At 69.3% G+C, this 25,937-nt stretch carries 28 protein-coding genes; 12 read left to right on the forward strand and 16 right to left on the reverse strand.

The genetic code is table 11. The features are described from left to right. Window positions 1-308: 308 nt before the first annotated feature. Window positions 309-2,585, reverse strand: coding sequence for a molybdopterin cofactor-binding domain-containing protein (locus JWP60_RS02820; protein ID WP_299786170.1), 2,277 nt, complete (start codon window positions 2,583-2,585; stop codon window positions 309-311). Continuing rightward, window positions 2,582-3,034, reverse strand: a complete 453-nt coding sequence (locus tag JWP60_RS02825) for a (2Fe-2S)-binding protein (RefSeq protein ID WP_299786172.1) — start codon at window positions 3,032-3,034, stop codon at window positions 2,582-2,584. Before JWP60_RS02825 ends, JWP60_RS02820 begins: the two co-directional genes overlap by 4 nt. Before the next feature lie 113 nt (window positions 3,035-3,147). On the opposite strand from JWP60_RS02825, the gene JWP60_RS02830 reads away from it, so the two are divergent. Together JWP60_RS02830 and JWP60_RS02835 are read left to right on the forward strand one after the other, a co-directional pair. Next, window positions 3,148-5,043, forward strand: coding sequence for an ATP-binding cassette domain-containing protein (locus JWP60_RS02830; protein ID WP_299786174.1), 1,896 nt, complete (start codon window positions 3,148-3,150; stop codon window positions 5,041-5,043). 83 nt (window positions 5,044-5,126) lie between these two features. Next, complete coding sequence (locus JWP60_RS02835) at window positions 5,127-6,845, forward strand: phospholipase D family protein (protein WP_299786176.1); 1,719 nt, start codon at window positions 5,127-5,129, stop codon at window positions 6,843-6,845. A 6-nt stretch (window positions 6,846-6,851) separates the two neighbouring features. Here the strand turns inward: JWP60_RS02835 and JWP60_RS02840 are convergent, their stop codons facing one another. Beyond that, on the reverse strand, window positions 6,852-8,297 hold the full coding sequence (locus JWP60_RS02840) for a PLP-dependent aminotransferase family protein (RefSeq protein WP_299786178.1): 1,446 nt from the start codon (window positions 8,295-8,297) through the stop codon (window positions 6,852-6,854). A gap of 125 nt (window positions 8,298-8,422) precedes the next feature. Between JWP60_RS02840 and JWP60_RS02845 the strand changes: the two genes are divergently transcribed. From JWP60_RS02845 to JWP60_RS02890, 10 genes are all read left to right on the forward strand, one after another. Next, window positions 8,423-9,037 carry a LysE family translocator gene (locus tag JWP60_RS02845; RefSeq protein ID WP_299786180.1) on the forward strand — a complete coding sequence of 205 codons (615 nt, stop codon included), beginning with the start codon at window positions 8,423-8,425 and terminating at the stop codon, window positions 9,035-9,037. Next, the gene (locus tag JWP60_RS02850) at window positions 9,034-9,960 is read left to right on the forward strand and encodes a DMT family transporter (RefSeq protein ID WP_299786182.1); all 927 of its coding nucleotides are present in this window, start codon (window positions 9,034-9,036) and stop codon (window positions 9,958-9,960) included. Before JWP60_RS02845 ends, JWP60_RS02850 begins: the two co-directional genes overlap by 4 nt. Beyond that, the gene (locus tag JWP60_RS02855) at window positions 9,957-11,153 is read left to right on the forward strand and encodes a PLP-dependent aminotransferase family protein (RefSeq protein WP_299786184.1); all 1,197 of its coding nucleotides are present in this window, start codon (window positions 9,957-9,959) and stop codon (window positions 11,151-11,153) included. Before JWP60_RS02850 ends, JWP60_RS02855 begins: the two co-directional genes overlap by 4 nt. Window positions 11,154-11,158: 5 nt before the next feature. Then, the gene (locus JWP60_RS02860) at window positions 11,159-11,779 is read left to right on the forward strand and encodes a glutathione S-transferase N-terminal domain-containing protein (protein ID WP_299786186.1); all 621 of its coding nucleotides are present in this window, start codon (window positions 11,159-11,161) and stop codon (window positions 11,777-11,779) included. A gap of 4 nt (window positions 11,780-11,783) precedes the next feature. Beyond that, entirely contained in the window at window positions 11,784-12,644 is an 861-nt protein-coding gene (locus tag JWP60_RS02865; protein ID WP_299786188.1) for a PhzF family phenazine biosynthesis protein, read from the forward strand. Window position 12,645: 1 nt separating this feature from the next. Then, window positions 12,646-13,323 carry a VOC family protein gene (locus JWP60_RS02870; protein WP_299786190.1) on the forward strand — a complete coding sequence of 226 codons (678 nt, stop codon included), beginning with the start codon at window positions 12,646-12,648 and terminating at the stop codon, window positions 13,321-13,323. Between the two features lie 61 nt (window positions 13,324-13,384). Beyond that, window positions 13,385-14,056: a histidine phosphatase family protein gene (locus JWP60_RS02875; protein ID WP_299786192.1), complete on the forward strand. Its 672-nt coding sequence runs from the start codon at window positions 13,385-13,387 to the stop codon at window positions 14,054-14,056. A gap of 88 nt (window positions 14,057-14,144) precedes the next feature. Then, window positions 14,145-15,773 carry a phosphoethanolamine--lipid A transferase gene (locus tag JWP60_RS02880; protein ID WP_299786194.1) on the forward strand — a complete coding sequence of 543 codons (1,629 nt, stop codon included), beginning with the start codon at window positions 14,145-14,147 and terminating at the stop codon, window positions 15,771-15,773. Between the two features lie 20 nt (window positions 15,774-15,793). After that, window positions 15,794-16,174, forward strand: a complete 381-nt coding sequence (locus tag JWP60_RS02885) for a thioredoxin family protein (RefSeq protein WP_299786196.1) — start codon at window positions 15,794-15,796, stop codon at window positions 16,172-16,174. 133 nt (window positions 16,175-16,307) lie between these two features. Beyond that, complete coding sequence (locus tag JWP60_RS02890) at window positions 16,308-16,565, forward strand: KGG domain-containing protein (protein WP_299786198.1); 258 nt, start codon at window positions 16,308-16,310, stop codon at window positions 16,563-16,565. A 99-nt stretch (window positions 16,566-16,664) separates the two neighbouring features. Here JWP60_RS02890 and cynS read toward each other — a convergent pair whose 3' ends face one another. The 13 genes from cynS to JWP60_RS02955 all read right to left on the reverse strand — a co-directional run bounded on the left by cynS (window position 16,665) and on the right by JWP60_RS02955 (window position 25,881). After that, window positions 16,665-17,108, reverse strand: coding sequence for a cyanase (gene cynS / locus JWP60_RS02895; protein ID WP_299786200.1), 444 nt, complete (start codon window positions 17,106-17,108; stop codon window positions 16,665-16,667). A gap of 162 nt (window positions 17,109-17,270) precedes the next feature. Next, entirely contained in the window at window positions 17,271-17,738 is a 468-nt protein-coding gene (locus tag JWP60_RS02900) for a nuclear transport factor 2 family protein (RefSeq protein WP_299786202.1), read from the reverse strand. Window positions 17,739-17,791: 53 nt separating this feature from the next. Next, window positions 17,792-17,968 carry a hypothetical protein gene (locus JWP60_RS02905; protein WP_299786204.1) on the reverse strand — a complete coding sequence of 59 codons (177 nt, stop codon included), beginning with the start codon at window positions 17,966-17,968 and terminating at the stop codon, window positions 17,792-17,794. A 123-nt stretch (window positions 17,969-18,091) separates the two neighbouring features. Then, window positions 18,092-18,415 (reverse strand): plasmid stabilization protein, encoded by a 324-nt coding sequence (locus JWP60_RS02910; RefSeq protein ID WP_299786206.1) that lies wholly within the window; start codon window positions 18,413-18,415, stop codon window positions 18,092-18,094. 17 nt (window positions 18,416-18,432) lie between these two features. Beyond that, window positions 18,433-18,915, reverse strand: coding sequence for a CBS domain-containing protein (locus JWP60_RS02915; protein WP_299786208.1), 483 nt, complete (start codon window positions 18,913-18,915; stop codon window positions 18,433-18,435). A 164-nt stretch (window positions 18,916-19,079) separates the two neighbouring features. Next, a complete protein-coding gene (locus tag JWP60_RS02920) occupies window positions 19,080-20,048 on the reverse strand; it encodes a D-glycerate dehydrogenase (RefSeq protein WP_299786210.1) in 969 nt (322 codons plus the stop codon). Next, window positions 20,045-20,995 (reverse strand): sugar kinase, encoded by a 951-nt coding sequence (locus JWP60_RS02925; RefSeq protein WP_299786212.1) that lies wholly within the window; start codon window positions 20,993-20,995, stop codon window positions 20,045-20,047. The genes JWP60_RS02920 and JWP60_RS02925 overlap by 4 nt, the downstream gene beginning before the upstream one ends. Further along, entirely contained in the window at window positions 20,992-21,765 is a 774-nt protein-coding gene (locus tag JWP60_RS02930; RefSeq protein ID WP_299786213.1) for a TIM barrel protein, read from the reverse strand. Before JWP60_RS02930 ends, JWP60_RS02925 begins: the two co-directional genes overlap by 4 nt. After that, entirely contained in the window at window positions 21,762-22,550 is a 789-nt protein-coding gene (locus JWP60_RS02935) for an amino acid ABC transporter ATP-binding protein (protein WP_299786215.1), read from the reverse strand. The genes JWP60_RS02930 and JWP60_RS02935 overlap by 4 nt, the downstream gene beginning before the upstream one ends. 32 nt (window positions 22,551-22,582) lie before the next feature. Continuing rightward, on the reverse strand, window positions 22,583-23,371 hold the full coding sequence (locus JWP60_RS02940; RefSeq protein ID WP_299786217.1) for a transporter substrate-binding domain-containing protein: 789 nt from the start codon (window positions 23,369-23,371) through the stop codon (window positions 22,583-22,585). Window positions 23,372-23,405: 34 nt separating this feature from the next. After that, window positions 23,406-24,059, reverse strand: a complete 654-nt coding sequence (locus JWP60_RS02945; RefSeq protein ID WP_299786219.1) for an amino acid ABC transporter permease — start codon at window positions 24,057-24,059, stop codon at window positions 23,406-23,408. A gap of 22 nt (window positions 24,060-24,081) precedes the next feature. Beyond that, on the reverse strand, window positions 24,082-24,753 hold the full coding sequence (locus JWP60_RS02950; RefSeq protein ID WP_299786221.1) for an amino acid ABC transporter permease: 672 nt from the start codon (window positions 24,751-24,753) through the stop codon (window positions 24,082-24,084). Between the two features lie 78 nt (window positions 24,754-24,831). Continuing rightward, window positions 24,832-25,881 carry a LacI family DNA-binding transcriptional regulator gene (locus tag JWP60_RS02955; RefSeq protein WP_299786223.1) on the reverse strand — a complete coding sequence of 350 codons (1,050 nt, stop codon included), beginning with the start codon at window positions 25,879-25,881 and terminating at the stop codon, window positions 24,832-24,834. Window positions 25,882-25,937: the final 56 nt, after the last annotated feature.

Here is a 25,937-nt window from a genome sequence, read left to right on the forward strand (position 1 = left end):
TCGGCTGTATATTGTTAACGATCCGGGCAGTCACTCCAGTCCGCTTTCTTCAAGCTCGCCTTCGTTTCCTGCCTACCCCGCTGCGATCAGCGAAGCCTTCGATTATGACACGTTTTAAAGTGTCCCGTCAAACCCTGCGGTCTCTGCTGGCTGCCACAACCTTTCGGTTGTCGCTGTCAGCGAAGCCCTCGATTCTATACTGAATTTCCGGTCGTTTCCGGCGAGGCCGCTTTCTTCTCCAACTCCGGCGCCGCGCTTGCGGAGCGCCGTCGTCAGCGAAGGCCGCGACTATAGCACGGGGAAAACACCTACCCAAACTGGACCAGCGGTAACGAGCGGTACCGCTGTCCAGTCAACGCAAACAGCGCCGCGGCCAGCGCTGGCGCGAGTGGCGGCACCCCGGGTTCGCCGACGCCCGCGGGCGTCCTCTCGCTCGGGACGATCCAGGTCTCCACCACGGGCGCCGAAGCCATTCGGACCATCGGATAGTCGGGGAAGTTTCCCTGGCGCACGACACCATCGACGATGTCGATGCGACCGTGCAGCGCGGCGGTCAATCCGAAGACCACCGCCCCCTCCATCTGCTGGGCAACGATCTGCGGGTTCACCACGGTCCCGCAGTCGATGGCGCAGACCACCCGGTGCACGCGCGGCACACCCTGCTCGATCGAAGCCTCCACCACCTGAGCCACCACGGAGCCGAAGGACTCATGCAGGGCGAAGCCACGTGCGTGCCCCGACGGCAGCGGCCGCGTGGCCCAGCCGGACCGCTCGACAGCCGCCTCCAGCACGGCCAGGTGCCGCGGCGAATCCTTCAGCAGCGTCCGCCGCAACGCCACCGCATCGCGCCGCAGCTCGGTGGCAAGCTCGTCGATGAAGCCCTCGGTGAAGAAGGCGTTGTGCGAATGCCCGACGGACCGCCAGAACCCCACCGGCACGCCCGTGTGCGCGAACACGTGCTCGATGCGCTGGCGCGCGAAGCCATACGGCTGGTCGAACAGCCCCTCGGAGGCGGTCTTGTCCGGCAGATCGATCGGCCCGGCCAGCTGCGGCATGCCGCGCTCGATCCAGCGCGGCGAAATCGCATCGCCGGCGGAGCGGACCTGCAGAGCCACCGGCATGCCGCTGGCGTCGATCGTCGCGCGCAAGCGTGCCACCTGCATGGGCCGGTAGAAGTCGTGCCGCATGTCCTCCTCGCGCGGCCAGATCAATTGCACGGCCACCCCGGGCACGTCCATGGCTACGCGCACGGCCTGCGCCACGTAATCGACTTCCAGCCGGCGCCCGAAGCCCCCACCCAGCAAGGTGACGGAGAGCTCCACATGGTCCTCCGGCACGCCGGCCACGCGCGCGGCCGCAGCACGGCACATCTGCGGGACCTGGGTCGGCGTCCAGACTTCCACGCGGTCGCCGGTCACCCGCGCGGTCGCGTTCATCGGCTCCATCGTCGCGTGAGCAAGGAAGGGCGCGCTGTACCAGGCCTCCAGCATGCGCGAGCCGGGCGAGGCGGGGGCATCGACGTTCCCCCGCGTGTAGAACGCATGCGCGTCGCCGGTTTTCACCGCCTGCTCGAGGTCGCGCGCGATCTGCCGCGTGTCCAGCGCCGCGCCAACCGGGCGCTGCCAATCGACCTGCACGGCGTCGACGGCGCGCTTGGCCTGCCAGTAGCTCTGTGCGACCACCGCAATACCCGCCGTCGAGCCGGCATAGGCCGGCAGCACGACGAGCCGCTCCACGCCCGGCATGGCCAGGGCCGCGCTCGCGTCCACGCGCCCCGGTGCACCGCCGATCCGGGGCGCCAGCCGCAAGGCCGCGAACCGCATTCCGGGCACGCGCACGTCGAGCCCGAAGCGCGCACTGCCATTCACCTTGGCCGGCACATCCAGCCGCTGTACCGGCTGGCCGATCACGCGCCAGGCCTTGCGGTCCTTCAGTTGCACCTCACCGGGCGGCGTGGCCGATGCGCTGCGCGCCAGGTCGCCGTAGCTGGCCGATCGCCCCGAAGGATGCGAGACCACGCCATCGACCACCCGCAGTTCCTCCGTCGGCAGCTTCCAGCGCAGGGACGCCGCCCCAAGCAGCGAGGCTCGCGCCGTCGCGGCCGCCCCGCGCACCACGTCCCACGCATCGGCCACGCTGGTCGATCCGCCGGTGGCGTTCAGCCCCAGCTCGCGCGCCAGCTTGCCGACCAGCCAGCGCCCCGCCTTCACCCGGCCAAAGCCGTCTTCGCGTTCTTCCTCACCCGGATGAAACGGCAGGTTGCCCAGCAGCATGGCGACGTTGCCGTAGATCGCATCCCAGCCCGCTTGCTCGATCCGTACCGACGACAGCGGCACGTCCAGTTCTTCCGCCGCGAGTTGCGGCAGCGCCGTGTGCACGCCCTGCCCCATCTCGCTGCGCGGCATGGCCAGCACCACGCCGCCATCGGGCAGGATCTTGATCCAGCCATTGAGCGCGAAGTCGCCTTCCCCCGGCTGCATCATGGCAGCCAGGCCCACGCGCGAGCGCTGCGGCAGCGCGGCCCAGCCCACCAGCAGCGCGCCCGCGCCGGCCGTGGTCCCCAGCAGCCAGGCGCGCCGCCTCACGCCTTGGCCCCGGAGGCCCGGCGGATCGCCGCCCGCACGCGCTGGTAGGTGCCGCAACGGCAGATGTTCGTCATCGCCTCGTTGATGTCGGCATCGCTCGGCTTGGGCTTGTGCTGCAGCAGTGCGGCCGCCGCCATCAGCATGCCGCTCTGGCAGTAGCCGCACTGGGGCACCTGTTCGGCGATCCACGCGACCTGCAGCGGATGCGGCCGCGCCGCCGTGCCCAGCCCCTCGATCGTCTGCACCGCCTGGCCGGCGACGCTGCCCACCGGCATCACGCACGACCGCACCGCCTGGCCGTCGATGCGCACGGTGCACGCACCGCAGGCGGCAATGCCGCAGCCGTACTTCGTCCCGGTCAGCTGCAACAGGTCGCGCAGCACCCACAGCAGGGGCATCGCCGGATCGGCCTCCACCTGCAGGCGCGCACCATTGACATTCAGGTCCACGGAACCCCTCCTCGTACAGCAGGTCCCACTATAGCCAGCCCATCCGCGCACGACGAGCCACCAGACCGACCGGCGGCTGCGGTGATACGCTCACTGGCTTTGCTACGCAATCCATGGCCCTGATCACGCTCGCCGACGCCCAGCTCGCCTTCGGGCACGTGGCCCTCCTCGACCACGCGGACTTTTCACTCGAAGCGGGCGAACGCGTGGGCCTGATCGGCCGCAACGGCGCCGGCAAGTCGTCGATGCTGCGCATCCTCGCCGGCTTCGAGCGTCCCGACGACGGCGAGATCCAGCGCCAGCAGGGCCTGCACACGGCCTTCGTCGCGCAGGAGCCGGTGCTGGCCGACGAGGCCACCGTGTTCGACGCGGTGCAATCCGGCCTGGCCGACGTCATCGGCTTCATCGACGACTACACCCATGGCCGCGGCGACCTGGATTCGCTGCAGGGCCGCATCGAGGCGCAGGACGGCTGGAACTGGCAGCAACGCGTTGACGAAACCCTGCATCGACTGCACCTGGAACCCGAGACGCGCATTGGCTCGCTCTCGGGCGGCAACCGCAAGCGGGTGGCCCTCGCCCAGGCGCTGGTGCGCCGACCCGACGTGCTGTTGCTGGACGAACCCACGAACCACCTGGACCTGGATTCCATCGAGTGGCTCGAAGGCCTGCTGCGGGAATATCGTGGCAGCGTCATGCTGATCACGCACGACCGCGCGTTTCTCGATGGGGTCGCCACGCGCATCGTCGAACTCGATCGCGGCAAGCTGCTGTCGTATCCGGGCAATTTCAGCAGGTACCAGGCGTTGAAGCAGGAGCAGCTCGCGTACGAGGCGGTGATCAACGCCAAGGCGGACAAGCTGCTGGCGCAGGAAGAAATCTGGATCCGCAAGGGGGTCGAGGCGCGGCGCACGCGCGCGCAGGGCCGCATCACGCGGCTGGAGCAACTGCGCAACCGGCGGACCGCGCGGCGCGACGCGCTGGGCCGCGTCAGCATGGACGTGGCGACGGGCCAGGCCAGCGGCAAGATCGTGGCGGAGCTCACCAAGGTCACCAAGTCCTTCGGCGAGCAGACGGTCGTGCGGGACTTCACCGCCACCATCCTGCGCGGCGACAAGGTCGGCCTGGTCGGGCCCAACGGCTCCGGCAAGACGACGCTGCTCAAGCTGATTCTCGGAGAGCTCGCCGCCGACGCCGGCAAGGTGCGCCAGGGTGCGAACCTGCAGGTCGCCTATTTCGACCAGATGCGCACTGCGATCGACCCCAATGCGACGCTGGAGGACTTCATCAGCCCCGGCAGCGAATGGATCGAGATCGGCCGCCAGCGCAAGCACGTCAAGAGCTATCTGGGTGACTTCCTGTTCTCGCCCGCCCGTTCCAACTCCCCGGTGCGATCGCTCTCGGGCGGCGAGCGCAACCGCCTGCTGCTGGCGCGGCTGTTTGCCCGTCCCGCCAACGTGCTGGTGCTGGACGAGCCGACCAACGACCTCGACATCGACACCCTCGAACTGCTCGAGGAACTGCTGCAGGACTACGAGGGCACGGTGTTCCTGGTGAGCCACGATCGCGCGTTCCTGGACAACGTGGTCACCAGCACCATCGCCTTCGAGGGTGACGGCCGCTGGCGCGAATACGAAGGCGGGGTCGAGGACTGGCTGACGCAGTCGCGCCGCGCGCGCGCGATCGCCGAAGCGAACGCCGCCCCGGCCACGCCGACGCCCACGACCGCGACCGCGACCCGCGAGAAGGCGCCCGCCACGCCGGTGCCGGCTACCCCCGCCGCCGCGCGCCGCAAGCTGGGCTTCAAGGAGCAGCGCGAGCTCGATGCGCTGCCCGGCCTGATCGCATCGCTGGAGCAGGAGCAGAAGTCCATCCAGGCCGAACTCGCCTCCGGCGCCGTCTACCGCGACGATCCCGGCCGGGCGCAGCAACTGGCGGCCCGCGGCGAGCGCATCGAAGAGGAACTGATGGCGGCACTCGAGCGCTGGGAAGCCCTGGGTCAGCTGTAGGCGCCGGCCCGCAATCACTGGCGGCCCCTGCTGACCTTGCCGCCGGCCCGCAGGGCCAACTCGGCGGCTACAGTCGCTGCACCATGCAGACCTGCCCGCCCGTACCCAGCGTTTCCCTCGCCGCGCCCCTGTGGCCGCGGATCTTCCGCTGGTTCATCACGGCCTTCTTCCTGGGCTGGGCCAGCGGCTGCGCCAGCCTGCCGGCCAACATCGGGCGGGTCCCTTCGGCGGCGCTCGCGCAGCCGGAAAGCACCGCGCTTGGCCAGCTCGCGCAGGACCGGCGAGCGCAGGCTGGCGCGCGCAGCGACTCCGCCTTCTACCTGCTCGGCGGGGTGGACGCCGCGCTGGCCAGCCGGCTCTCTCTGGTCGACGGAGCGCAGCGCACGCTCGACCTGCAGTACTACGCCATCCATGCGGACTCCAGCACCGAGGTGATCCTGCAGCGCGTGCGGGAGGCCGCGCGGCGCGGCGTGCGCGTGCGCATCCTGCTGGACGACTTCAACTCGGTGGGCGAGGACGCGCAGGTGCTGCGCCTGGCCTTCGAGCCCAACGTGCAGATGCGCCTGTTCAATCCGCTCACCGGCTCGCGCCGCAACATGGCCGCGCGCATCCTCAGCTCGATGCACGATTTCAGCAGCATGCAAAAGCGCATGCACAACAAGCTGTTCATCGCCGACAACGCCTGGGGCATCACCGGCGGCCGCAACCTCGGTGACATGTACTTCGGGACGGGGGACAAGGAGAACTTCGTGGACCTCGACGTGCTCGCGGTCGGCCGGATCGTGCGCGACATGTCCACGAGCTTCGACCGCTTCTGGAACGACGAGCTGGCCTACCCGGTGCAGACGCTGCTCGATCCCGAAGACCTCGACGCCTTGCGCAAGCCGGAACCCTCGGCTTCCGGCGCACCCGGCACCCCGGGCGTGCAAGCGCAGGGCCAGGTCTTGCCGGTGACCTTGTCGCAAACCGTGCTGCCCACGGTGACGCCCGCGGAGGCGGCGCAGGCGGAGCGCACGCCCATCGACTTGAACACCGTGCCCCTCATCTGGGCACCGTCCACCTTGCTGGCCGACAAGCCCGGCAAAGTCGGCCCCGACGACGACGAGGTGAACGCCGGCGACACCGCGATCGACGGCCTCCTGAGCCTGATCCAGCAGGCGCAGCGCGACGTGCTGATCATCTCGCCGTACTTCGTCCCCGGCGACCACATGATGGCCGTCTACCAGCAGTTGCGGCAACGCGGCGTGCGCATCCGGGTGCTGACGAATTCGCTCGCGTCCAACGACGCGCCAGCGGCGCATGCCGGCTATGCCCGCTTCCGCGACGGCCTGCTGGCCATGGGTGTCGAGATCTACGAGATGCGCTCCGATCCGGACACCGCAAACAAGCTGCTCGGCTCCCACGGTGCCGGCAGCAACGAACACCGCGGCACCTGGCTGGGCAGCGGCGTGGGCGGTTCCAAGGGCGGCACCTCGCGCGCGAGCCTGCACTCCAAGGTGGTGATCATCGACCAGCGCCTGGCGATGATCGGCTCCATGAACCTGGACCTGCGCTCCGCGCTGAAGAACAGCGAGGTCGGCCTGGTGATCCGCAGTGCCGCCGTGGCGCAGCAGGCCACGCAGCAGGTCGAGACGACCCTCACCACCGCGGCGTACCGGCTGGAACGCCGCGACGGCCATTTCTACTGGCAGGCGCCGGCCGGCGCCTCCTTCCCCAGCGAGACCAGCGAACCGGGCGCAAGCGCCAAGCTCAAGCTGATGGTGCGCGTGCTGGGCCCCTTCGCCCCCGAACAGATGCTCTGAGGCCGCTCACATCTTCTTCACGAGTTCCGCGTAGCGCTTCCAGAAAGTCGCGTCCTGCGCGGTCGTGAAGTTGATGCGCATCAGCGTGCTGGGCGTGCGTTCGGCATGGAACAGCGCGCCGGGCGCGAGCAGGTAGCCCTCGTCCATCATGCGCTGCGAAAGGACATCGGTATCGACGCCCGTGTCCACCCATCCGAACAGGCCCGCCGGTTCGGCGGCGAAGCGGCAGCCTGCCTGCAGGGCGAGCTTGACGCTGCGGCTGCGCGCGCCGTCCAGCCGGGTGCGTATGCGTTCGCAGTGGCGGCGCAAGTGGCCCTGCTCGATGCACAGGGCCAATGCCTTTTCCAGCAGCGCCGGCGTGGTCAGTGTCGCCAGCAGCTTGGTGTCCAGCAATTGCTCCACCAGCGCCGGCGGTGCCGCCAGGAAGCCGATGCGCCAGTTGGGCGCCACGATCTTGGCGAAGCCACTGACATAGATCGTTCGCTGCAGGCCGTCCAGTGCGCAAAGGCGTGTCGCATGCGTCGGTGCGATGTGGCTGTAGGTGTCGTCTTCGACGATGTGGAAGTCGTGCTGGTTGGCCAGTTGCAGGATCCGGTGCGCGCTGCCGGGTGACAGGCAATAGCTGGTCGGGTTGTGGAACACGCTCACGCTGACATAGAGCTTGGGCTTGTGCAGCGCGCAGTACTTCGCCATCACCTCGAGGTCGGGGCCGTCGGCGCGCCGCGGCACCGGCAGCAGGCGCATGCCCAGGGCGGTCAGGCGCGCGAACTCCACCGCCCAGCCCGGCTCCTCCACCATCACCGGGTCGCCGGGGCGCAGCAGGGTGCGGCTGACGATGTCCAGCGCGTGGGTCGCGCCCACCGAGGTGATGATCTGCTCGGGCGACGCCGGCACGCTCAGCGCGGCGAGCCTGGTCGCAAGCGCGCGCCGCAGGCCCGCGTCGCCCAGCGGCTCGCCGTATTGCAGCGAGAACTCGTGCAGCGTGCGCGTGTTGGTGACCTTGCGCACCGCCGCCGGCATGAAGGTCGTCTCCAGCCAGTCCGAGGGAAAGACACCCATCCCGGGCTGCGGCTTGTCGCTGATCTTGTGGAACATGCCGCGGATCAGCGCCGTCGCGTTCACCGGCGCCGCCGGCCCGCGGCGCGCCACCAGCCAGTGCGCCGCGTTCCACCCGGGCGGGTGGGCGGACTCGCCGGCCTGCTCGGTCTCCGCCGGCGCGGGCGCCGCCTCGCGCACGAAGAAGCCGCGGTTCTTGCGCGCCTCCACCAGGCCCTGCGCCAGCAACTGGTCGTACGCCGCGACCACGGTGGAGGGACTCACCCCGTGCTGCTGCGCGCACTGGCGCACGGAAGGCAGCCGCGCCCCGGGCACGAGCAGGCGATTGCGGATGCGTTCGCCAAAGCGTCCCGCGAGCTGCTCGGTGAGCGACTGGGAGGGGGTCTTCATCAGCATGGGAGGGCCTCGTGTACTGGCACGCCAGCCAGTACAGATCACGCGAGTGACCCGAAAAACTGTACTGGTGGTGTATTGCTGCCCAAGATTACATTGGCCCCGATGCACCCGCAAGTCCCCACCCCATGAGCCCCGCCGAAATCACTGCCCTGCTGTTGTTCTGCACTGCGATGAGTTTTTCGCCGGGGCCGAACACGACCCTCGCCACCGCGCTGGCGGCCAACGGCGGCCTCAAGCGCGCGCTGCGCTTCTGCCTCGCCGTGCCCGCGGGTTGGACGGTGCTGATGGCGGGCAGCGGCCTCGGCCTGGGCGCGCTGGTGCTGGGCCTGCCGGCCTTGCGTTGGGCGGTGAAGATCGCCGGCATCGCCTACATGCTGTGGCTCGCCTGGAAGCTCGCGCGCGCCGGCCAGCTGGCGCAGGTCGATGCCGCGCGTTTGCGCGTGACCTTCTGGCAAGGCGTCGGCCTGCAGTTCCTGAACATCAAGGCCTGGATGCTGGCGTTGACGCTCACCGCCGGCTGGGTGGTGAACGCAGGCGCTGCGCCGGCGCGCAATCCCGGCGAGCGGCTGGCGATCATCTGCGGCTTCATGGCGCTGTTCGCCTTCGCCAGCAACTTCACCTATGCGCTGGTGGGTTCGCTGCTGCGGAACTGGCTCGCGCAAGGTCAGCGCCTGCTCTGGTTCAACCGCATGCTGGCGTTGGTGCTGGTGGGCACCGCCGGCTGGATGGCGAAACTATGAAACCCGAGCGCCTGGGCCTGTGGCTGGGATTTGCCGGCGTCGCGATCTTCGCGTTGACGCTGCCGATGACACGCATGGCCGTCGGCACGCCCGAGGCGCCGCTGATGTCCGGCGTGTTCATCGCGCTCGGGCGCGCGGCCGTCGCGGCGCTGCTGTCCGCGCTGTTCCTGCTGGCCACGCGGGCACCGCTGCCGCGTCGGGCGGACTGCTGGCCGCTGGTGCTGACATCGGCCGGCGTGGTGTTCGGCTTTCCGCTGTTCACCTCGGTGGCGATGCGCTACGTGCAGGCCGTGCATGCCAGCGTGATCGTGGGCGTGCTGCCGCTCGCTACCGCGCTGGTGGGTGCGCTGCTGCATCGCCAGCGGCCGTCCACCGGCTTCTGGCTGTGCGCTGGCCTGGGCAGCGTGCTGGTGGTCGGCTTCGCGGTGCTGCGCTCCGGCGCCGGCGTGAGCCTGCACCTGGCGGACGCGCTGCTGCTCGCCGCGATGGCCTGCGCCGCGGTCGGCTATGCCTATGGCGCACGCCTGTCGCAGCGCATGCGCGCCGAGCACGTGATCTGCTGGGCACTGGTGATCGCCTGGCCGGTGACCTTGCCAGCGGCCTGGTGGACCCGGCCCGCAGTCGCGCTCCCAACCAGCGCCTGGTGGGCCTTCGCCTATCTCGCCGTGTTCTCGATGTGGATCGGCTTCTTCGCGTGGTACCGCGGTCTCGCCCTCGGCGGCACCGTGCGGGTCAGCCAGGTGCAGCTGGTACAACCCTTTCTCAGCATGCTGTTCGCCGTGCCCCTGCTCGGCGAGCGGCTCGACGCGGTCACGCTCGGTTTCGCGCTGGCGGTGATCGCCACCGTGTTCGCCGGTCGCCGCATGCCCGTGCGCCGCTCGCCCGCCATCGCCAGCCCCACACCCGCCCTGGAGACGCCATGAATCCCCACGACCTGCCACCGGCCACGGGCTGGACCCTGGCGCGCCGCGCCGAACGCATGAACCCCTCGTTCATCCGCGAGATCCTGAAAGTGACCGAGCGGCCCGGCATCATCAGCTTCGCCGGCGGCCTGCCCTCGCCGCACACCTTTCCGGTCGACGCCTTCGCCGCAGCCTGCGCCCGCGTGCTGCGCGAGGACGGTCGCAGCGCGCTGCAATACGCCGCGAGCGAAGGCTACGGCCCGCTGCGCGAAGCGGTCGCGGCCATGCTGCCGTGGCCGGTCGATCCCGACGATGTGCTGATCACCACGGGTTCGCAGCAGGGCCTGGACCTCGTCGCCAAGGTGCTGCTCGATGCCGACAGCCGGGTGCTGGTGGAGACGCCCACCTATCTCGGAGCGCTGCAGGCCTTCGCCCCGATGGAGCCCGAAGCGGTGGGTGTCGCCAGCGATGCCGAAGGGATCGACGTGGCCGACCTCGCCGCCAAGCGCAGCGGCGCGCGCTTCCTCTACCTGCTGCCGAACTTCCAGAACCCCACCGGCCGCACGATGGGCGAGGCGCGCCGGCAGGCCGTGATGCAGACCACGCGCGAACTGGCCCTGCCGATCGTCGAAGACAACCCCTACGGCGACCTCTGGTTCGACACGCCGCCGCCCGCGCCGCTCACCGCGCGCCACCCGGGAGGATGCATCTATCTCGGCTCCTTCTCCAAGGTGCTGGCGCCGGGATTGCGCCTGGGCTACATGATCGCGCCGCGCGCCATCGCGCCGAAGCTGCTGCAGGCCAAGCAGGCCGCCGACCTGCACAGCCCCAGCTTCAACCAGCGCGTGGTCGCCGAGGTGCTGCGCGACGGCTTCCTGGACCGCCACGTGCCCACCATCCGCGCGCTCTATCGCAGCCAGCGCGACGCGATGCTGGCCGCGCTCGACCGCGAGATGCAGGGCCTGGACGTCCGCTGGAACACGCCCGACGGCGGCATGTTCCTGTGGGCGCGTCTGCCGCAAGGCATGGACGCCATGACGCTGCTGCCCAAGGCGGTGGAACAAGGCATCGCCTACGTGCCGGGCGCCGCGTTCTATGCGGCAGCGCCCGATCCGCGTACGCTGCGCCTTTCGTTCGTGACCGCCACGCGCGAGCAGATCGATCGCGGCATCGCTGGTCTCGCTTCGACCATCCGCACCAACCTGAGAGGCTGACACCGATGTTGAAGATCTGGGGCCGCATCTCTTCCATCAACGTGCGCAAAGTGGTGCTCACCGCGCAATTGCTGGAACTGCCATTCGAGCGCATCGACGCCGGGCGCGAGTTCGGCCTCACGCGCAGCGCCGACTACCTCGCGCGCAACCCCAACGCGCTGGTGCCGACGATCGAGGACCAGGGACTGGTGCTCTGGGAATCCAACGTGATCGTGCGCTACCTCGGCGCGCGGCACGGCGAAGGCACGCTCTATCCGCGCGAGTTGCCCCGGCGCTTCGATGCCGAGCGCTGGATGGACTGGCAACAGACCACGCTCAACCGCGCCGGCCGCGACGCCTTCTGGCAGCTGGTGCGCACGCCCGAGGCGCAGCAGGATCGGCCGGCGATCGAGCAGTCGATCCTCGAGACGGAACGCTGGTTGACGGTGCTCGATGGCCATCTGGCACAACGGCCCTTCATGGCCGGCGAAAGCCTCACCATCGCCGACATTCCGATCGCCTGCGAGATGCATCGCTGGTGGGGCCTGCCGCTGGTGCACCCCGCGCATCCCCATCTGCAACGCTGGTACGACGGCATCCGCCAACTGCCCGCCGCCCGTGGCGTCCTCGACCTTCCACTGAGCTGAAACCATGCGAGCCTTCAAGCAAGTCGACGTGTTCACGCAGCAGCCCTATCGGGGCAACCCGGTGGCGGTGGTGCTCGATGGCCAGGGCCTGTCCGATACGCAGATGCAGGACTTCACCAACTGGACCAACCTGTCGGAAGCGACCTTCCTGCTGCCGCCCACGCAGGCCGGGGCCGACTACCGGCTGCGCATCTTCTGCCCGGGCCGCGAGCTGCCGTTCGCCGGCCATCCCACGCTGGGCAGCTGCCATGCGTGGCTCGAAGCGGGCGGGCGACCGCAGGGCGAGTTCATCGTGCAGGAGTGCGGAGTCGGCCTGGTGAAGATCCGGCGTGACGGCCAGCGCCTCGCGTTCGCGGCGCCGCCACTGCGCAAGAGCGGTCCGCTGCCCGAAGCGGACGTGGCGCTGATCGCGCGCGGCCTGGGCGTCGCCCGCGGCGACATCGTGAGCCATGCCTGGTGCGACAACGGGCCGAACTGGCGCGGGATCATGCTGCAGTCGGCGCAGCAGGTGCTGGCGCTGAACCCCGACGCCGCCATCCTGGCCGGCCTCGACGTGGGCGTGGTGGGCCCGCGCGGCAAGGTCGGCGTGGTCGGCTCGCACGCCGAGGGTGACGATTGCGCCTTCGAGGTCCGCGCCTTCTTCGCCACCAACAAGGGCATGGTGGAGGACCCCGTCACCGGCAGCCTGAACGCCGGCCTCGCGCAATGGCTGATCGGGTCGGGCGCGGCGCCGCAGCGCTATGTCGCCGCCCAAGGCACGGCCTTGCAGCGCGCCGGCCGCGTGCACGCGGAACGCACGGCCGATGGCGAGATCTGGATCGGCGGCGCCAGCGTCACCTGTATCGACGGCCAGGTGAGGCTATGACATGACTGCGCGCATCGACCACGTGGTGATCGCGGCGGCCTCGCTCGAGGAAGGCGCTGCCTGGTGCGAAGCCACGCTGGGCGTGGCGCCCGGCCCGGGCGGCGAGCATCCCCTCATGGGCACGCACAACCGCCTGCTGCGCATCGCCACGGTCGATCATCCGCGCGTCTATCTCGAGATCATCGCCGTGCAACCCGGGCGCGCGGCGCAACGCCCGCAGCGCTGGTTCGACCTCGACGACGAGACCGTGCGCGACACGCTGGCCGCCAGCGGCCCGCGCCTGCTGCAGTTCGCGGCCAGCGTGCCGGACCTGCCCCAGGCACTCGCCGCGCTGCGCGCTTGCGGCCTGGATGGCGGCGAGGCAATCGCCGCTTCGCGCATGACGCCGCGCGGCCTGTTGCAGTGGCAGATCGGCATCCGTGCCGATGGCAAGCGCCTGCTGGCCGGCACCGTACCGACACTGATCGAGTGGGGCGCCAACCATCCCGCCGCTGCCATGCCGGAGTCGGGCGTCACCTTGCAATCGCTGGCCGCAAGCCACCCGGACGCCGCGACCCTGCGCCGCGCGCACGAGGCCATCGCGTTGCAGGGGGTGACGGTGAAGCAGGGCGAGGCGGATCTCTGCGCCGTGCTCGACACCCCGCGCGGCCGGGTGAAGCTGCAATCCGCCGGCCTCTGAGGCTGCGAGGCAGTCGCCGGCGAGACCCGGCGCCGCGCTGTGCATTTGCCAGAATCGCCCCATGGGCACCCTCTATCTCGTTCGCCACGGCCAGGCTTCGTTTGGCGCCGACGACTACGACCAGCTGAGCGAGCTTGGCAAGCGCCAGAGCGTACGCCTGGGCGAGTACTTCGGCGAGCGCGGGATCCGCTTCGACGGCCTCATTGCCGGCACCCTGCGCCGCCACAAGCAGACACTCGCGGGCATTCTCGAAGGCATGCAACACGCGGGCGAACATCTCTCGTGGGAAGGCCTGAACGAGTACGACAGCGAGGCGGTGCTGGCGACGGTGCATCCCGGCAAGCTCGAGAAGCCGACCACACCCGAGATGTACCGCCACCACTTTCGCCTGCTGCGTGACGGCCTCGCGCGATGGATGGCCGGCAGCACGCAGCCGCAGGGCATGCCGAGCTACCAGGAGTTCGTCGCCGGCGTGGCCGGGGCGCTCGACCACGTGCGCGCCAACCACTACGGCCAGCACGTGCTGATCGTCACCAGCGGCGGGCCCATCTCCACCGCGGTCGGCCACGTGCTCGGCACGCGGCCCGAAGTGACCGTCGACCTGAACCTGCGCATCCGCAACACGGCGATCACCGAGTTCGCGTTCACGCCCAAGCGCCACATGCTGGTGGGCTTCAACGCGCTCCCGCATCTCGATGCGCCCGCATACCGCGAGTGGGTGACTTACACCTGAGGCGACGGTGCCCGCCGCGAAAGCGGAAAATCGCGGGTCACCACGTGAGGCACCTCGGGCCACCCCTGCGACTGAAGGATCAAAGACAGTGCACGAACGAGAGCCGCGGCGTTGGGCCGCCGCTTCGCTGGTGGCGGCCGCCAGCGTCTGGATGGCCAGCGCGGGCAACGCCCCGCTGTGGCGGGAACTGCAGGGACTCGGACTGCTGCAGGGGCGCGGCGGCGTGCTGCTCGGGGTCACCCTGGCAGGCATGCTGGTGACGCTGCTGTTCGCCCTGCTGAGCCTGCTCTCGTGGCGGGCGGTGCTCAAGCCGGTGCTCATCGCGCTGTTGTTCGCCACCGCGGTGGGTGCGCACTTCATGTGGACCTACCACATCGTCATCGACAGCTCGATGGCGACCAACACGCTGCAGACCGATTGGCAGGAGGGCAGGGCGCTGCTCACATGGCGCCTCGCGCTCGTGGTCTTGCTGGGAGCGGTGCTGCCCTCGTGGCTGCTGTGGCGTACCGCGGTGGCCTGGCGCCCGTGGCGGCAGCAGGCGCTGCGCAACCTGGGCGGCTTTGCCGCGGCCATCGTGGTGTTCGTCGCGCTGCTGCTCGCGAGCTTCCAGCCACTCGCCTCGACGATGCGCAATCACAAGGAACTGCGCTTTCTGGCGAATCCGCTGAACACGCTGTACGCCGCGGGCTGGGCGGCCTTCGGCGGCAAGCGCATGACCGGGCCGATCGCACCGGTGGGCACCGATGCGCGCGTGGCCTCGCAGGGCGGCAAGCCCCGCCTGCTGGTACTGGTGCTGGGCGAGACCGGACGCAGCGGCAACTTCGGCATCAACGGCTATTCACGCAACACGACGCCGGAACTGGTGCAGGCCAACGCAGCCAGCTTTCGCAACGCGTGGTCCTGCGGCACCAGCACCGCGGCTTCGGTGCCCTGCATGTTCTCGCCCCTGGGCCGCGAAGGCTTCCTCGCGCGCGACCGCGAATCGGAGAACCTGCTGGACGTCCTGCGGCACGCCGGCCTTGCGGTGCTGTGGATCGACAACCAGGCGGGCGGTTGCAAGGGCGTGTGCGATCGCGTGCCGAACGTGAACACCTCGGGCCTCGCCGACCCGCAGCTGTGCGCGCAAGGTGAATGCCGCGACGAGATCCTGCTCAAGGGCCTCGATGCGCGCCTGGCCGCCCTGCCGGCCGAGAAGCGCGCGCGTGGCGTGGTGCTCGTGATGCACCAGATGGGAAGCCACGGGCCTGCCTACTACGAACGCACGCCGGCGGCCTTCAGGCGCTTCCAGCCGGAGTGCACCAGCAGCCATCTGCCCGATTGCAGCAGCGAGTCCCTGGTCAATGCCTACGACAACACCATCCTCTACACCGACCACGTTCTCGGCGCGACGATTCGCTGGCTGCAGCAGCACGGCGAAGACGATGGCGCGCTGCTGTACGTGGCCGATCACGGCGAGTCGCTCGGCGAGAACAACCTGTACCTGCACGGCCTGCCCTATGCGCTGGCGCCCGACCTGCAAAAGCACGTGCCCTGGATCACGTGGCTGTCGCCCGGTTTCGAGCAGGCCAGCGGCCTCACCCTGCAGTGCCTGCGCGGCCGGGCCGACGAGCGCGTCACGCACGACAACCTGTTCCACTCCGTGCTGGGCCTGATGCAAGTCGCGACTTCCGCGTACAAGCGCACGCTCGACGCGTACGCGTCCTGCGGCGGCGCCTGACGCGCCGCTACACTGGGGCCATGGACGGCACAGCACCTTCGGATCAGCCCGCGTGGTGGGTCGCATGCCTGTGCGCTGCCTGGTGCGGGGTGTGCCGCGACTGGCAGCCGTTCTTCACGCAGCAGGCGCGCGCCTATGCGCACCTGCGCTTCGCCTGGGTCGACGTGGAGGACGAGGACGATGCGATGGGCGACGTTGACATCGAGACCTTCCCCACCCTGATGGTGGCGCGCGGCGAGCAGGTGATGTTCCTGGCCCCGGTGCCGCCGCTTGCCAGCCAGTTCGCGCGGCTGCTCGCCAGGCTGCAAGCTCAGCGGGACCCCGACCCCGGTGTCCCCGCCGAAGCCGACGCCCTCTTGCGACGACTGAAACCGCAGGTTTTCCCCCGCGGAATCGTGTGACGAGGTAGGGCCGCTCCTACACCCTCCTGCATTGGTGCCTGACGAGCGTGCAACGCGCTTGCAAGCTCAATCGAACCGTGCCCAGCGCAGACCGGGCATGCAGTTCCAACATCAGTTTTGCAAGGAGATCTCAATGGCTTCGAACAATCAGGGCAACCAGGGCGGTAAATCCAACCGCGGCTTCGCCTCCATGGACCCGCAACGCCAGCGCGAAATCGCCAGCGAAGGCGGGCGCGCGGCGCACGAGAAGGGTACGGCGCACGAGTTCACTTCGGAAGAAGCGCGTGAAGCGGGTCGCAAGGGCGGCATGGCGCGCAGCGCCAACCGCCGCAACGCGGCGCAACCCGGCAACAGCGGATCGCACGCCGGCGGCGGCAACAGCAGCAATTGAGCCGCCCCCACCAGGCCTGCTCGCGCAGCCAAGCTTCTGCGGCGACTGCTGCGCAGCCGCCGAGCCAACAGGGCGCGCAAGCGCCCTTTTCTTCGGGCGTCAGAAGGTCTTGTACGGCAGGAACTTGCCCGACAGCACCACCTTCACCCGGTCGCCTTTCGGGTCGGGCTCGCGGGTGATGTCCATCGAGAAGTCGATGGCGCTCATGATGCCGTCACCGAATTCCTCGTGGATCAGCTCCTTGATCGTGGCGCCGTAGACGTTGACGATCTCGTACCAGCGGTAGATCAGCGGATCGGTGGGCACGGCCGTGGGCAGCGAGCCCTTGTACGGCACCACCTTCAGCCACTTCTGCTCCTCCTCGCTCAGGCCGAACAGGGCCCCGAGGACGCGGGCCTGTTCGGCGTTGGCGGTCATCTGCCCAAGGCACAAGGCGGTGGTCCATTCCTTCGATTGCCCCACCTCCCTGGCCACCTGGTCCCAGGTCAGGCCCTGCGAGACCTTGGTGGCGATGATCTTCTCGGTGACGTCATTGCGGTTCATGCGATCGGCTCCTTTGGGAACATGGCATCGCGGGCGCGATGCCCGGACGCTTGCAAGTGCCGCGCCCGTGAACGCGTCCGCAATCACGGGCCTGCGCCAGGCGCGTGCACCAGGCTGGCCCGGCGCATGCCCCGAAAACGAACCGGCGCGACCGGGTCGTGCTCAGAGACCGAGCTCGCTCAGGCCCGGGTGCTGCTCGGGCCGGCGTCCGAGCGGCCAGTGGAACTTGCGATCGCCGTCGCCGATGGGCATGTCGTTGATGCTGGCGAAGCGCCGCTGCATGTAGCCGGCCTCGTTGAATTCCCAGTTCTCGTTGCCGTAGCTGCGGAACCACTGGCCCGAGTCGTCATGCCATTCGTAGGCAAAGCGCACGGCGATGCGGTTGCCGCCACAGGCCCACAGTTCCTTGACCAGGCGGTAGTCCAGTTCGCGCGCCCACTTGCGCTGCAGGAAGGCGCGCACCTGCTCACGGCCGACCGGGAATTCGGCGCGATTGCGCCAGCGGGTGTCCTCGGTATAGACCTGCACCACGCGGTCGGGGTCGCGCGTGTTCCAGGCGTCTTCCGCCAGGCGGACCTTCTGCGCGGCGCTCTCGGGCGTGAAGGGAGGAAGGGGCGGCTTGTTGTCCATGCAACTCTCCGGTGGTGAGTCCGCCACCCTAGCGCCTTCCGCCTGAAAGTGCCTCAGCCTTCGCCCAATTGCCATTCGCCGATCAGGCGTACCCGGGCGTCGAGGTCTTCGGGCAGTTCCTGCGGGGGCAAGGAGGGACCGGGCGCGGGCTCCGTTTCCGGTCGCGGCCGCTCCCGCGCGGCCTCGGGTCGCGGCGTCGAAGGGGCCTGGAAGATGGAGGAAAAGCGCATGGGGTCACCTGCCTGACGTCCAGTCTAGGCAGGAGACCATGTCCGCGGTGTGACCGGCTCAGCCCGCTGCGCCAATCTGCGCAAGCCTGTGGCCGCGCACCAACTCGCCCATCGTGAGGATGGTCAGCGGCCGACCGCCCGCTCCAGCTGCGCCTTGTTCATGCTGGAGCGACCGGCTATGCCCTTGCGCCTGGCTTCTTCATAGAGCTGGTCGCGCGTGCGGCCGCCCTCGCCGCGATGGGAGCGTTCGCCCCCGCGCTTGGGCGCCGGCATGTCGCGCAGCGTCTGCGCGCTGGCGTGCCTGGCCTCACCGTGCTGGGCGCGCTCCTTGTTGACCGTGCGCGCGGCGATCTGCTCGGCGAGCTGCTCGCCCTTGCCGCGATCTTCCAGGCTGTCCTTGATGTGTTCGTACTGGCGTTCGCGCTTGGCGCTCCAGGCTTTCGGCATCCTTGGCTCCTTTGCTTTCAGTGCTGGTTCTGCGACTGGCTTGGCGCTGCGCCCAACCCGGAGCGGTCGGGCTCCGCCGGCGACGAGATGTCGCCCAGCGAGATGGCGACGTCGCCCTCGTCGTCCGGGTTCTTGGCCGCGATGTCGCCCAGGGAGACGATGCCGATCAGGCGCTGGTTGCCGTCCACCACCGGCAGGCGGCGGATCTGCGCTTGCGCCATCTCGCCCAGCACGCGGTCGACGTCGTCCTCGGCGCGGGCACAGCGCACGTTGCCGCTCATGACGTCGGCCAGCTTCATGCTCTTGAGTTCGCCCTGCTGCGCCGCGACGCCGCGCACCACGATGTCGCGGTCGGTCACCATGCCCACCAGCTTGTCGCCCTCGCAAACGGGGATCACGCCGACGTTCAATTCGTCCATGCAGCGAGCCGCGTCCACCACCGAGTCGCCGGGCGCCATGGTGCGCACGTCGCGCGTCATGACATCTGCCACCGTTGTCATGCTGTTCTCCTAGGAATAGAGCGGGCAGCAGGGTGTGCCCGCGGCTTTCCAATCTATTCGGGACGGCCGCCGCCGGTGTCGGTGCGCTCGCAAGCTCGCGTAGGACGGCGGCCGGGCCGCGGCTTAGGGCCTGTTCACGCTATGTCCAGGGGCGGGAAGGGGCCCTAGCCGGTGTGAACCGCCGCCGGGCGCTCGCCGGCCAGCGCCTGCAGCAGGTTGCTGGTGGCCAGTTCGGCCATCGCGTAGCGGGTCTCGTGGGTCGCCGAGCCGATATGGGGCAGCGCCGTCACGCGGGGATGAGTGCGCAGCGGCGACTCCAGGGGCAGCGGCTCGCGGGCGAAGACGTCGAGGCCGGCGGCGCGCAGGCGGCCACTGTCCAGGGCGGCGAGCAGCGCCGGCTCCTGCACCGTGGCACCGCGGCCGCCGTTGATGAAGATCGCGCCCGGCTTCATCAGGCCGAACTCGCGCGCGCCCATCAGGCCACGCGTCTGGCCGGTCAATGGCAGCGTCGCAGTGACGATATCCGCCTGCGCCAATAGCGCCTCAAGTGGTGTATGCACGGCGCGGCCGGCCAGATCGGGCACGTCGACCGCATGACGATTGTGATACAGCACCGGCATGCCGAAGCCCAGGGCGGCGCGGCGCGCCACCGCCTGGCCGATGCGGCCGAAGCCGAGGATGCCGAGCGTCTTGCCGTGCACGTCCCAGCCGAACAGGTCCTCGCCGATGTTGCGCTCCCAGCGGCCCTCGCGCACCAGGGCGGCCAGTTCCACCAGGCGCCGGCTGGTGGCCATGATCATCAGGAAGACGGTGTCTGCCGTGGTTTCGGTCAGCACGCCAGGGGTGTGGGTGAGCAGGATGCCGCGCTTGCGCAGTTCGTCGATGGGGTAGTTGTCCACGCCCACTGAAATCGTGGAGATCACCTGCAGCCGCGGTGCCATGTCGAGAAGCACCGGCGTGATCGCGTAGCTGGAGCCGATCAGGCCATCCGCAGTCGGCAGCGCGGCCTCGAAGGCGGCCTTCTGCTGCGGCTTGCGCGGGTTGGCGACGACGACGTCATGCAGCGCGGTGATGCGCGCAAGCTGGTCGTCGGGCAGCTCGCGAAAGACCAGGACCGACTTGCGCTGGCTCACAAGCCCGCCTGCTTCAGTTCGGCTTGTGTCGGCAGGCCTTCGGTGTCGCCCAGCACCTGCACGGCGCGAGCGCCGATCCAGCAACCACGGCGCACGGCGTCTGCGATGCCGCGGCCGGCCAGCAGCGCGCTGACCACACCCACGGCAAAGCCGTCGCCCGCGCCCACCGTGTCGACCACCTGCGGCACCGGAAACCCGGGCACCCTGCCGCTGCCCTCCGGGCCGTCGTACCAGGCGCCCTCGGGCCCCAGCTTGACCGCGACCAGCTTCGCGCCGCGCTCTCGATAGAAGCGCGCAATGCCTTGCGGCGTGTCTTCGCCCGTGAGAAAGCGCCCTTCTTCGATGCCAGGCAGCACCCAGTCGGCCTGGAAGGCCAATGCATTGATCTCGCGCCGCATCGCCTCGGGCGAGGACCACAGTGTCGGCCGCAGGTTGGGATCGAAGGAGATCGTGCGGCCCGCGGCGCGCATGATTTGCAGCGTCTCGTGCGCGCAAGCACGAGCGCTTGGCGAGATCGCGGGGAACACCCCGGTCGCGTGCAGGTGGCGCGCCGAGCGCAGCCACGGTGCGGCGATGTCCGCTGGCGTCATCTGGCTGGCCGCCGAGCCCTTGCGGTGGTACTCCACCAGCGGATCGCTGCCGTCGGTGACGCGGCCCTTGAACTGGAAGCCGGTGCGCTGCGCGGGGTCGCAGGCGACGTGCGAGCAGTCCACGCCTTCGCGCTGCATCTCGGCCAACAGGTAGCGGCCCATCGAGTCGGTGCCCAGGCGGCTGGCCCAGCCCACCCGCAGGCCCAGGCGGGCCAGGCCGATCGCCACGTTGGTCTCGGCGCCGGCCGTGCGCTTGTGGAAGGAAGGGACCTGTTCCAGCGGGCCCGGGCGGTCGGCCACGAACATCATCATCATCTCGCCGAACAGGGCGACGTCGAACGCGTGATCGGCGCTCATGCCGCGGCTCCCGGCGCATTCGCGATGGTGCGCAACAGGTCGACCTGTTCGCGCGTGACGGCCAGCAGGTCGTCGCCTGCCAGCGGGTATTCGATGGCCCAAGGCACGCTGGCGGGCATCTGCCGCAGCACGGCCCGCCAGGGCGCGGCGGACTCGGCCAGCGGCACGGCGACCCACTTGCCTGGCTGGCGCTGCACGCCCTTGCAATGCACGTAGCGTACGTGCCCCGCGCAGGCACGCGCCGCCTCCTGCGGACACTCGCCCAGCCAGTGCCAGTTGCCCATGTCGAAGGTCATGCCCAGGGGCACGCCCGCGCTTGCGGCGGCGGCGAAGAAAGCCTGCAACGCGGGCAGCGTGCCGGCGGCAACGGTCTGGTCGTTCTCGATCACCAGCTCGGTGCCGGCCGTGCGCAGCGCCTGGGCCAGTTCGGCAAAGCCGCTCGCACTCGCGGCCGTGAAGCCGCCAATGGACATCTTCAGGCGCGGTGCACCGAGGGTGCGGGTCGCCTCGAGTGCGCGTGCCAGCGCGGCATCATCCAGCGTGCCGTCGCTGCGCCACAAGCCCTCCGGGCTCGAATACACCAGCGCAGCGCCCAGTCCCGCGGCTGCCAGCGCGGGCAGTTCACGCTGCGCGTCGACCAGCAGCTCGCCGCGCACCTCGAAGCCATCGGCGCCGGCCGCGCGTGCGAGCTGCGCGAAATAGAGCTGGCCATGGCGCCGCGTTTCCGCCGCCCCGAAGGACGACAGCGAGATCAGGACCTGCTGCATCACGTGGCCGCCAGGTTGGGTTGCTGGTGCGAGCTGAGGATCTGCCCGAGGAACTGCTTCGTCTTCTCGTTGCGCGGCTGCGTGAAGAACTGCTGCGGCGGCGCCTGTTCGATGATGCGGCCGTCGGCCATGAAGATCACGCGGTCGGCCACGCTGCGGGCAAAGCCCATTTCGTGCGTCACGCACAGCATGGTCATGCCTTCGTCGGCCAGGCCGATCATCGTGTCGAGCACTTCCTTGACCATCTCGGGGTCGAGCGCGGAAGTCGGCTCGTCGAACAGCATGATCTTGGGGTTCATGCACAGCGCGCGGGCGATCGCCACGCGCTGCTGCTGGCCGCCGGACAACTGGCTCGGATACTTGGCGGCCTGCTCGGGGATGCGCACCCGCTCGAGGTACTTCATCGCCGTGGCTTGCGCCTCCTCCTTGCCGATGCCGCGCGTACGCATGGGCGCCAGCGTGCAGTTCTGCAGGATCGTGAGGTGCGGAAACAGGTTGAACTGCTGGAACACCATGCCGACCTCGGCGCGCACCTTCTCCACGTTGCGCTTGTGTGCCGTGAGGTCGATGCCGTCGACGACGATGCGGCCCTGCTGCACGGACTCGAGTCCGTTCAGGCAGCGGATCAGCGTCGACTTGCCCGAGCCCGAAGGCCCGCAGACCACGATGCGCTCGCCGGCCGCGACCGTGAGGTCGATGTCGGCGAGCACCTGGAATTTGCCGAACCACTTCTGCACGCCTTCGAGGCGGATGATCGGTTCGGCGCTGGCCTGCGCGCGGGCGTCCATGGCGTTGCTCCTGGTGTCCTGTCCCAGCCCGCTTACTGCATCTTCGGCAGGTCGGTGTCCAGCCACTTCTTGTACAGCTTGTTCAGTTCGCCGTTGGCGGTGTTCCTGGCCACGAACTCATTGACGGACGTCAGCAGCGCGTCCTGGCCGGGACGCAGGGCGACCGCCATCTCCTGCTGCTTCAGCACGAACTTGGGCTCGAAGGCGCCGGGCTGGCGCTTGTTGATCTGCGCGGCGACGGTGGTGGAGCAACCGATCGCATCGACCTGCCCGGCGATCAGGGCCTGCATGGCGGACGCATCGTCGTCGAAGCGGCGGATCTCGGTGCCGGCCGGCGCGATGGCCGTCAGCGCGACGTCCTGCGTGCTGGCGCGGGCGACCCCCACCTTCAGCGGCTTCAGATCCGGCGCGGCCTTGATGTTGGTCTTCTTCGGGCCCAGCAGCACGATGGTCGCGGCGGAGTACGGCCTGGAGAACGTGACCTGCTTGGCGCGCTCCGGGGTGACGGCCAGCGAAGCGATCAGCAGGTCGACCTTGTTGGTCAGCAGGTAGGGGATGCGGTTCGGGCCGGTCACCGGGACCAGGTTCACCTTCACGCCCCACTCCTTGCCGAGGAGCCGCGCCACGTCGGCGTCATAGCCATCGGGCTGGTTCTGCGCATTGGTCGTGCCGTAGGGCGGGAAGTCGACCAGCAGGCCGACGTTGATCTCGCCCTTCTTCTTCAGGGCATCCACGCTCTGCGCGGAGGCGGGGACGGCGGCCAGCGCCACGGTGGCGGCCAGGGCCAGGGCGGCGAAGGCACGGCGGGACAGGTTCTGCATGTTGGATGTCTCCAGTGTTGAAATGAAAAGGCGCTCAGCGCGCAAGGGCCCGGGCCTGCCGGCGCTCCATGCCGGCGGCCAGCAGCGACAGCGGCCAGCACAGTGCGAAGTAGATACCCGCCACCAGGCTGAACACGATCAGCGGCTGGAAGGTTGCGTTGTTGATGATCTGGCCGGCGCGCGTGACTTCGGTGAAGCCGATGATGGCCGCCAGCGAGGTGCCCTTGATCACCTGCACCATGTAGCCCACCGTGGACGGCAGCGCGATCTTGAAGGCCTGCGGCAGGACCACGTCGCGCATGCGCGGCACGTAGCGCAGCCCGAGCGCCTGCGCGGCCTCCCACTGGCCGCGCGGAATCGCCTGGATGCTGCCGCGCCAGATCTCGCCGAGGAAGGCGCTGGTGTTGAGGATCAGGGCCGCGCCGGCAGCGACCCACGGATTGACGTCGATGCCCAGCACCGGCGCGCCGAAGAAGATCAGGAACAGTTGCAGCAGCAGCGGCGTGCCCTGGAAGATCTGCACGAACACGGTGGCGGCCGCGCGCGCGAAGCCGCTCTCGCTGGTGCGGGCCAAGGCCACGATCAGGCCACCGATCGCGCCGCCGATGAAGGCGATCAGCGACAGGCCGATGGTCCAGCGCGCCGCTTCGAGGATGAACAGCAGGTCGGAGCTACTGAAAGTGCGCATGTCAGTTCTCGGTGGCCCGCATTCAGCGGCGGTCCGGGTAGTTCAGGGCCACTTGGTAGATCGCGCGGAACAAGAGCGAGAACAGCACGGCGAGCAGCAGATAGATGCCAGCGACAACGATGTAGATCTCGAAGCTGCGGAAGGTCTGCGACTGCAGGTTGGCCGCGACCGAGGTCAGGTCGTCGGCCGAGATCGCCGACACCACCGCGGAGGACAGCATCAGCAGGATGAACTGGCTGGTGAGCGCGGGATAGATCGCCTTGAGCGCCGGCTTCAGGATGATGTGGCGGAACACCTGGTGCCGCTTGAGATTGAGCGCGAGCCCCGCTTCGACCTGCCCGCGCGGGACGGCCTCGATGCCGGCGCGGATGATCTCGGTGGCGTATGCGCCCAGGTTCACCACCATCGCGACCAGCGCCGCCGAGTGCGCCGACCAGCGCAGGCCGATCGCCGGCAGCGCGAAGAAAAAGAAGAACAGCTGCACCAGGAAGGGCGTGTTGCGGATCAACTCGATGTACGCGTTGACCACCCAACGCAGCGCCTGCGGGCCCGAGGTCTTGACCCAGGCGCAGACGATGGCAATGGCCAGGCCAAGGACGGTGGCCGTGAGCGACAGCTCGATCGTGGTCCACGTGCCCTGCAGCAGCAGGGGCCATGCATCGAAGACGGCCTGGAACTGGAAGTTGTAGTTCACGAACGGGCGGGGGGCGACGGCTGAAACCGGTTTCTGAACGCGATTATAGAAACCGGTTTCAGGATTTCATCCGGGTTTTCACGGATGCTGGGTGCGCAGCGACGACGGGCGGATCACCAGTTCGCCTGAGAGCAGGATCTGGCGCGGTGGCAGGCTGAGGCCTTGCAGGCGCTCGAGCAGGCAGGCCGTGGCCAGCCGGCCGAGCGCATCGGTGGGCTGGGCGATCGTGCTGAGCCCCGGGCCCACGAGCGGCGCCCATTCGGTCTCGTCGATGCCGACGAAGCCGAGGTCCTGGCCGAAGCGCCAGCCCAGGCGCGCCACGGCATCCGCGATGCGCAGCGTGATGACTGCATTGCTGGCCAGCACGGCCGGCCGGCGGCCGCGCGCTTGCAGGTCCCGCAGGCGCTGGTCGAGGGCGGCGGTGTTGTCGGGGGTCGACTCGAAGCTGCCGCCCTGCGCGCCGCGGCGCTCGCCCGTGAAGGCGCGAAACGCCGCCTCGCGCTCCTGCCGCGAGCTCACGCCCGCCAGCGGCTCGGTGACGAACAGCAGTTCGTCCCAGCCTTGGTCCCGCAGATGCTGCGCGGCGAGCCGCACCGCGCCCACGTTGTCGAGGGACACGAAGTCCGCCTGCATGTTCAAGTGGCGGCGATCCACCAGCACCACCGGCCGGCCCTGCCGCGCGGCCGCGGCGGCGGCGCCCTCATCGCGGCCCAGCGTGTTGAGGATCAGACCTTCGACCTGGTAGGAGGCGAGGGTTTCGATCGCATCGCGTTCGCGCCGGCCGTCGTCGCCCAGGTTGAACAGCATCAGGAGGTAGCCGGCCTGCTGGCAGGCCTTTTCGGCGCCGCGCAGCACTGCCACCGAGAACGGATTGGTGACGTCCGCCACCACCAGCCCGATCAGGCGCGAGCGGCCGCGCTTGAGGGCTTGCGCCATGGGATTGGGCGCGTAGCCGAGGGCGGCGATCGCCGTCTCGACGCGGGTCGCGATTTCCGGCGTCAGCAGTTCGTCGCGCCGGTTCAGGAAGCGCGAGACCGTGGCCTTGGACACGCCGGCCTTCTCGGCGACGTCCGCAATGGTGGCGCGCGAGCCGGCAGCGGGGAAGACAAAGGCGGGCTTGGGGGGCATTGGCTGAAACCAGTTTCAGCCGGCATCCTAGCGTGCCCGGCGCCGTCGCGAAAGAG

The organism is Ramlibacter sp. (assembly GCF_028291745.1).
In the GTDB taxonomy this organism is placed as follows: Bacteria; Pseudomonadota; Gammaproteobacteria; order Burkholderiales; family Burkholderiaceae_C; genus Ramlibacter.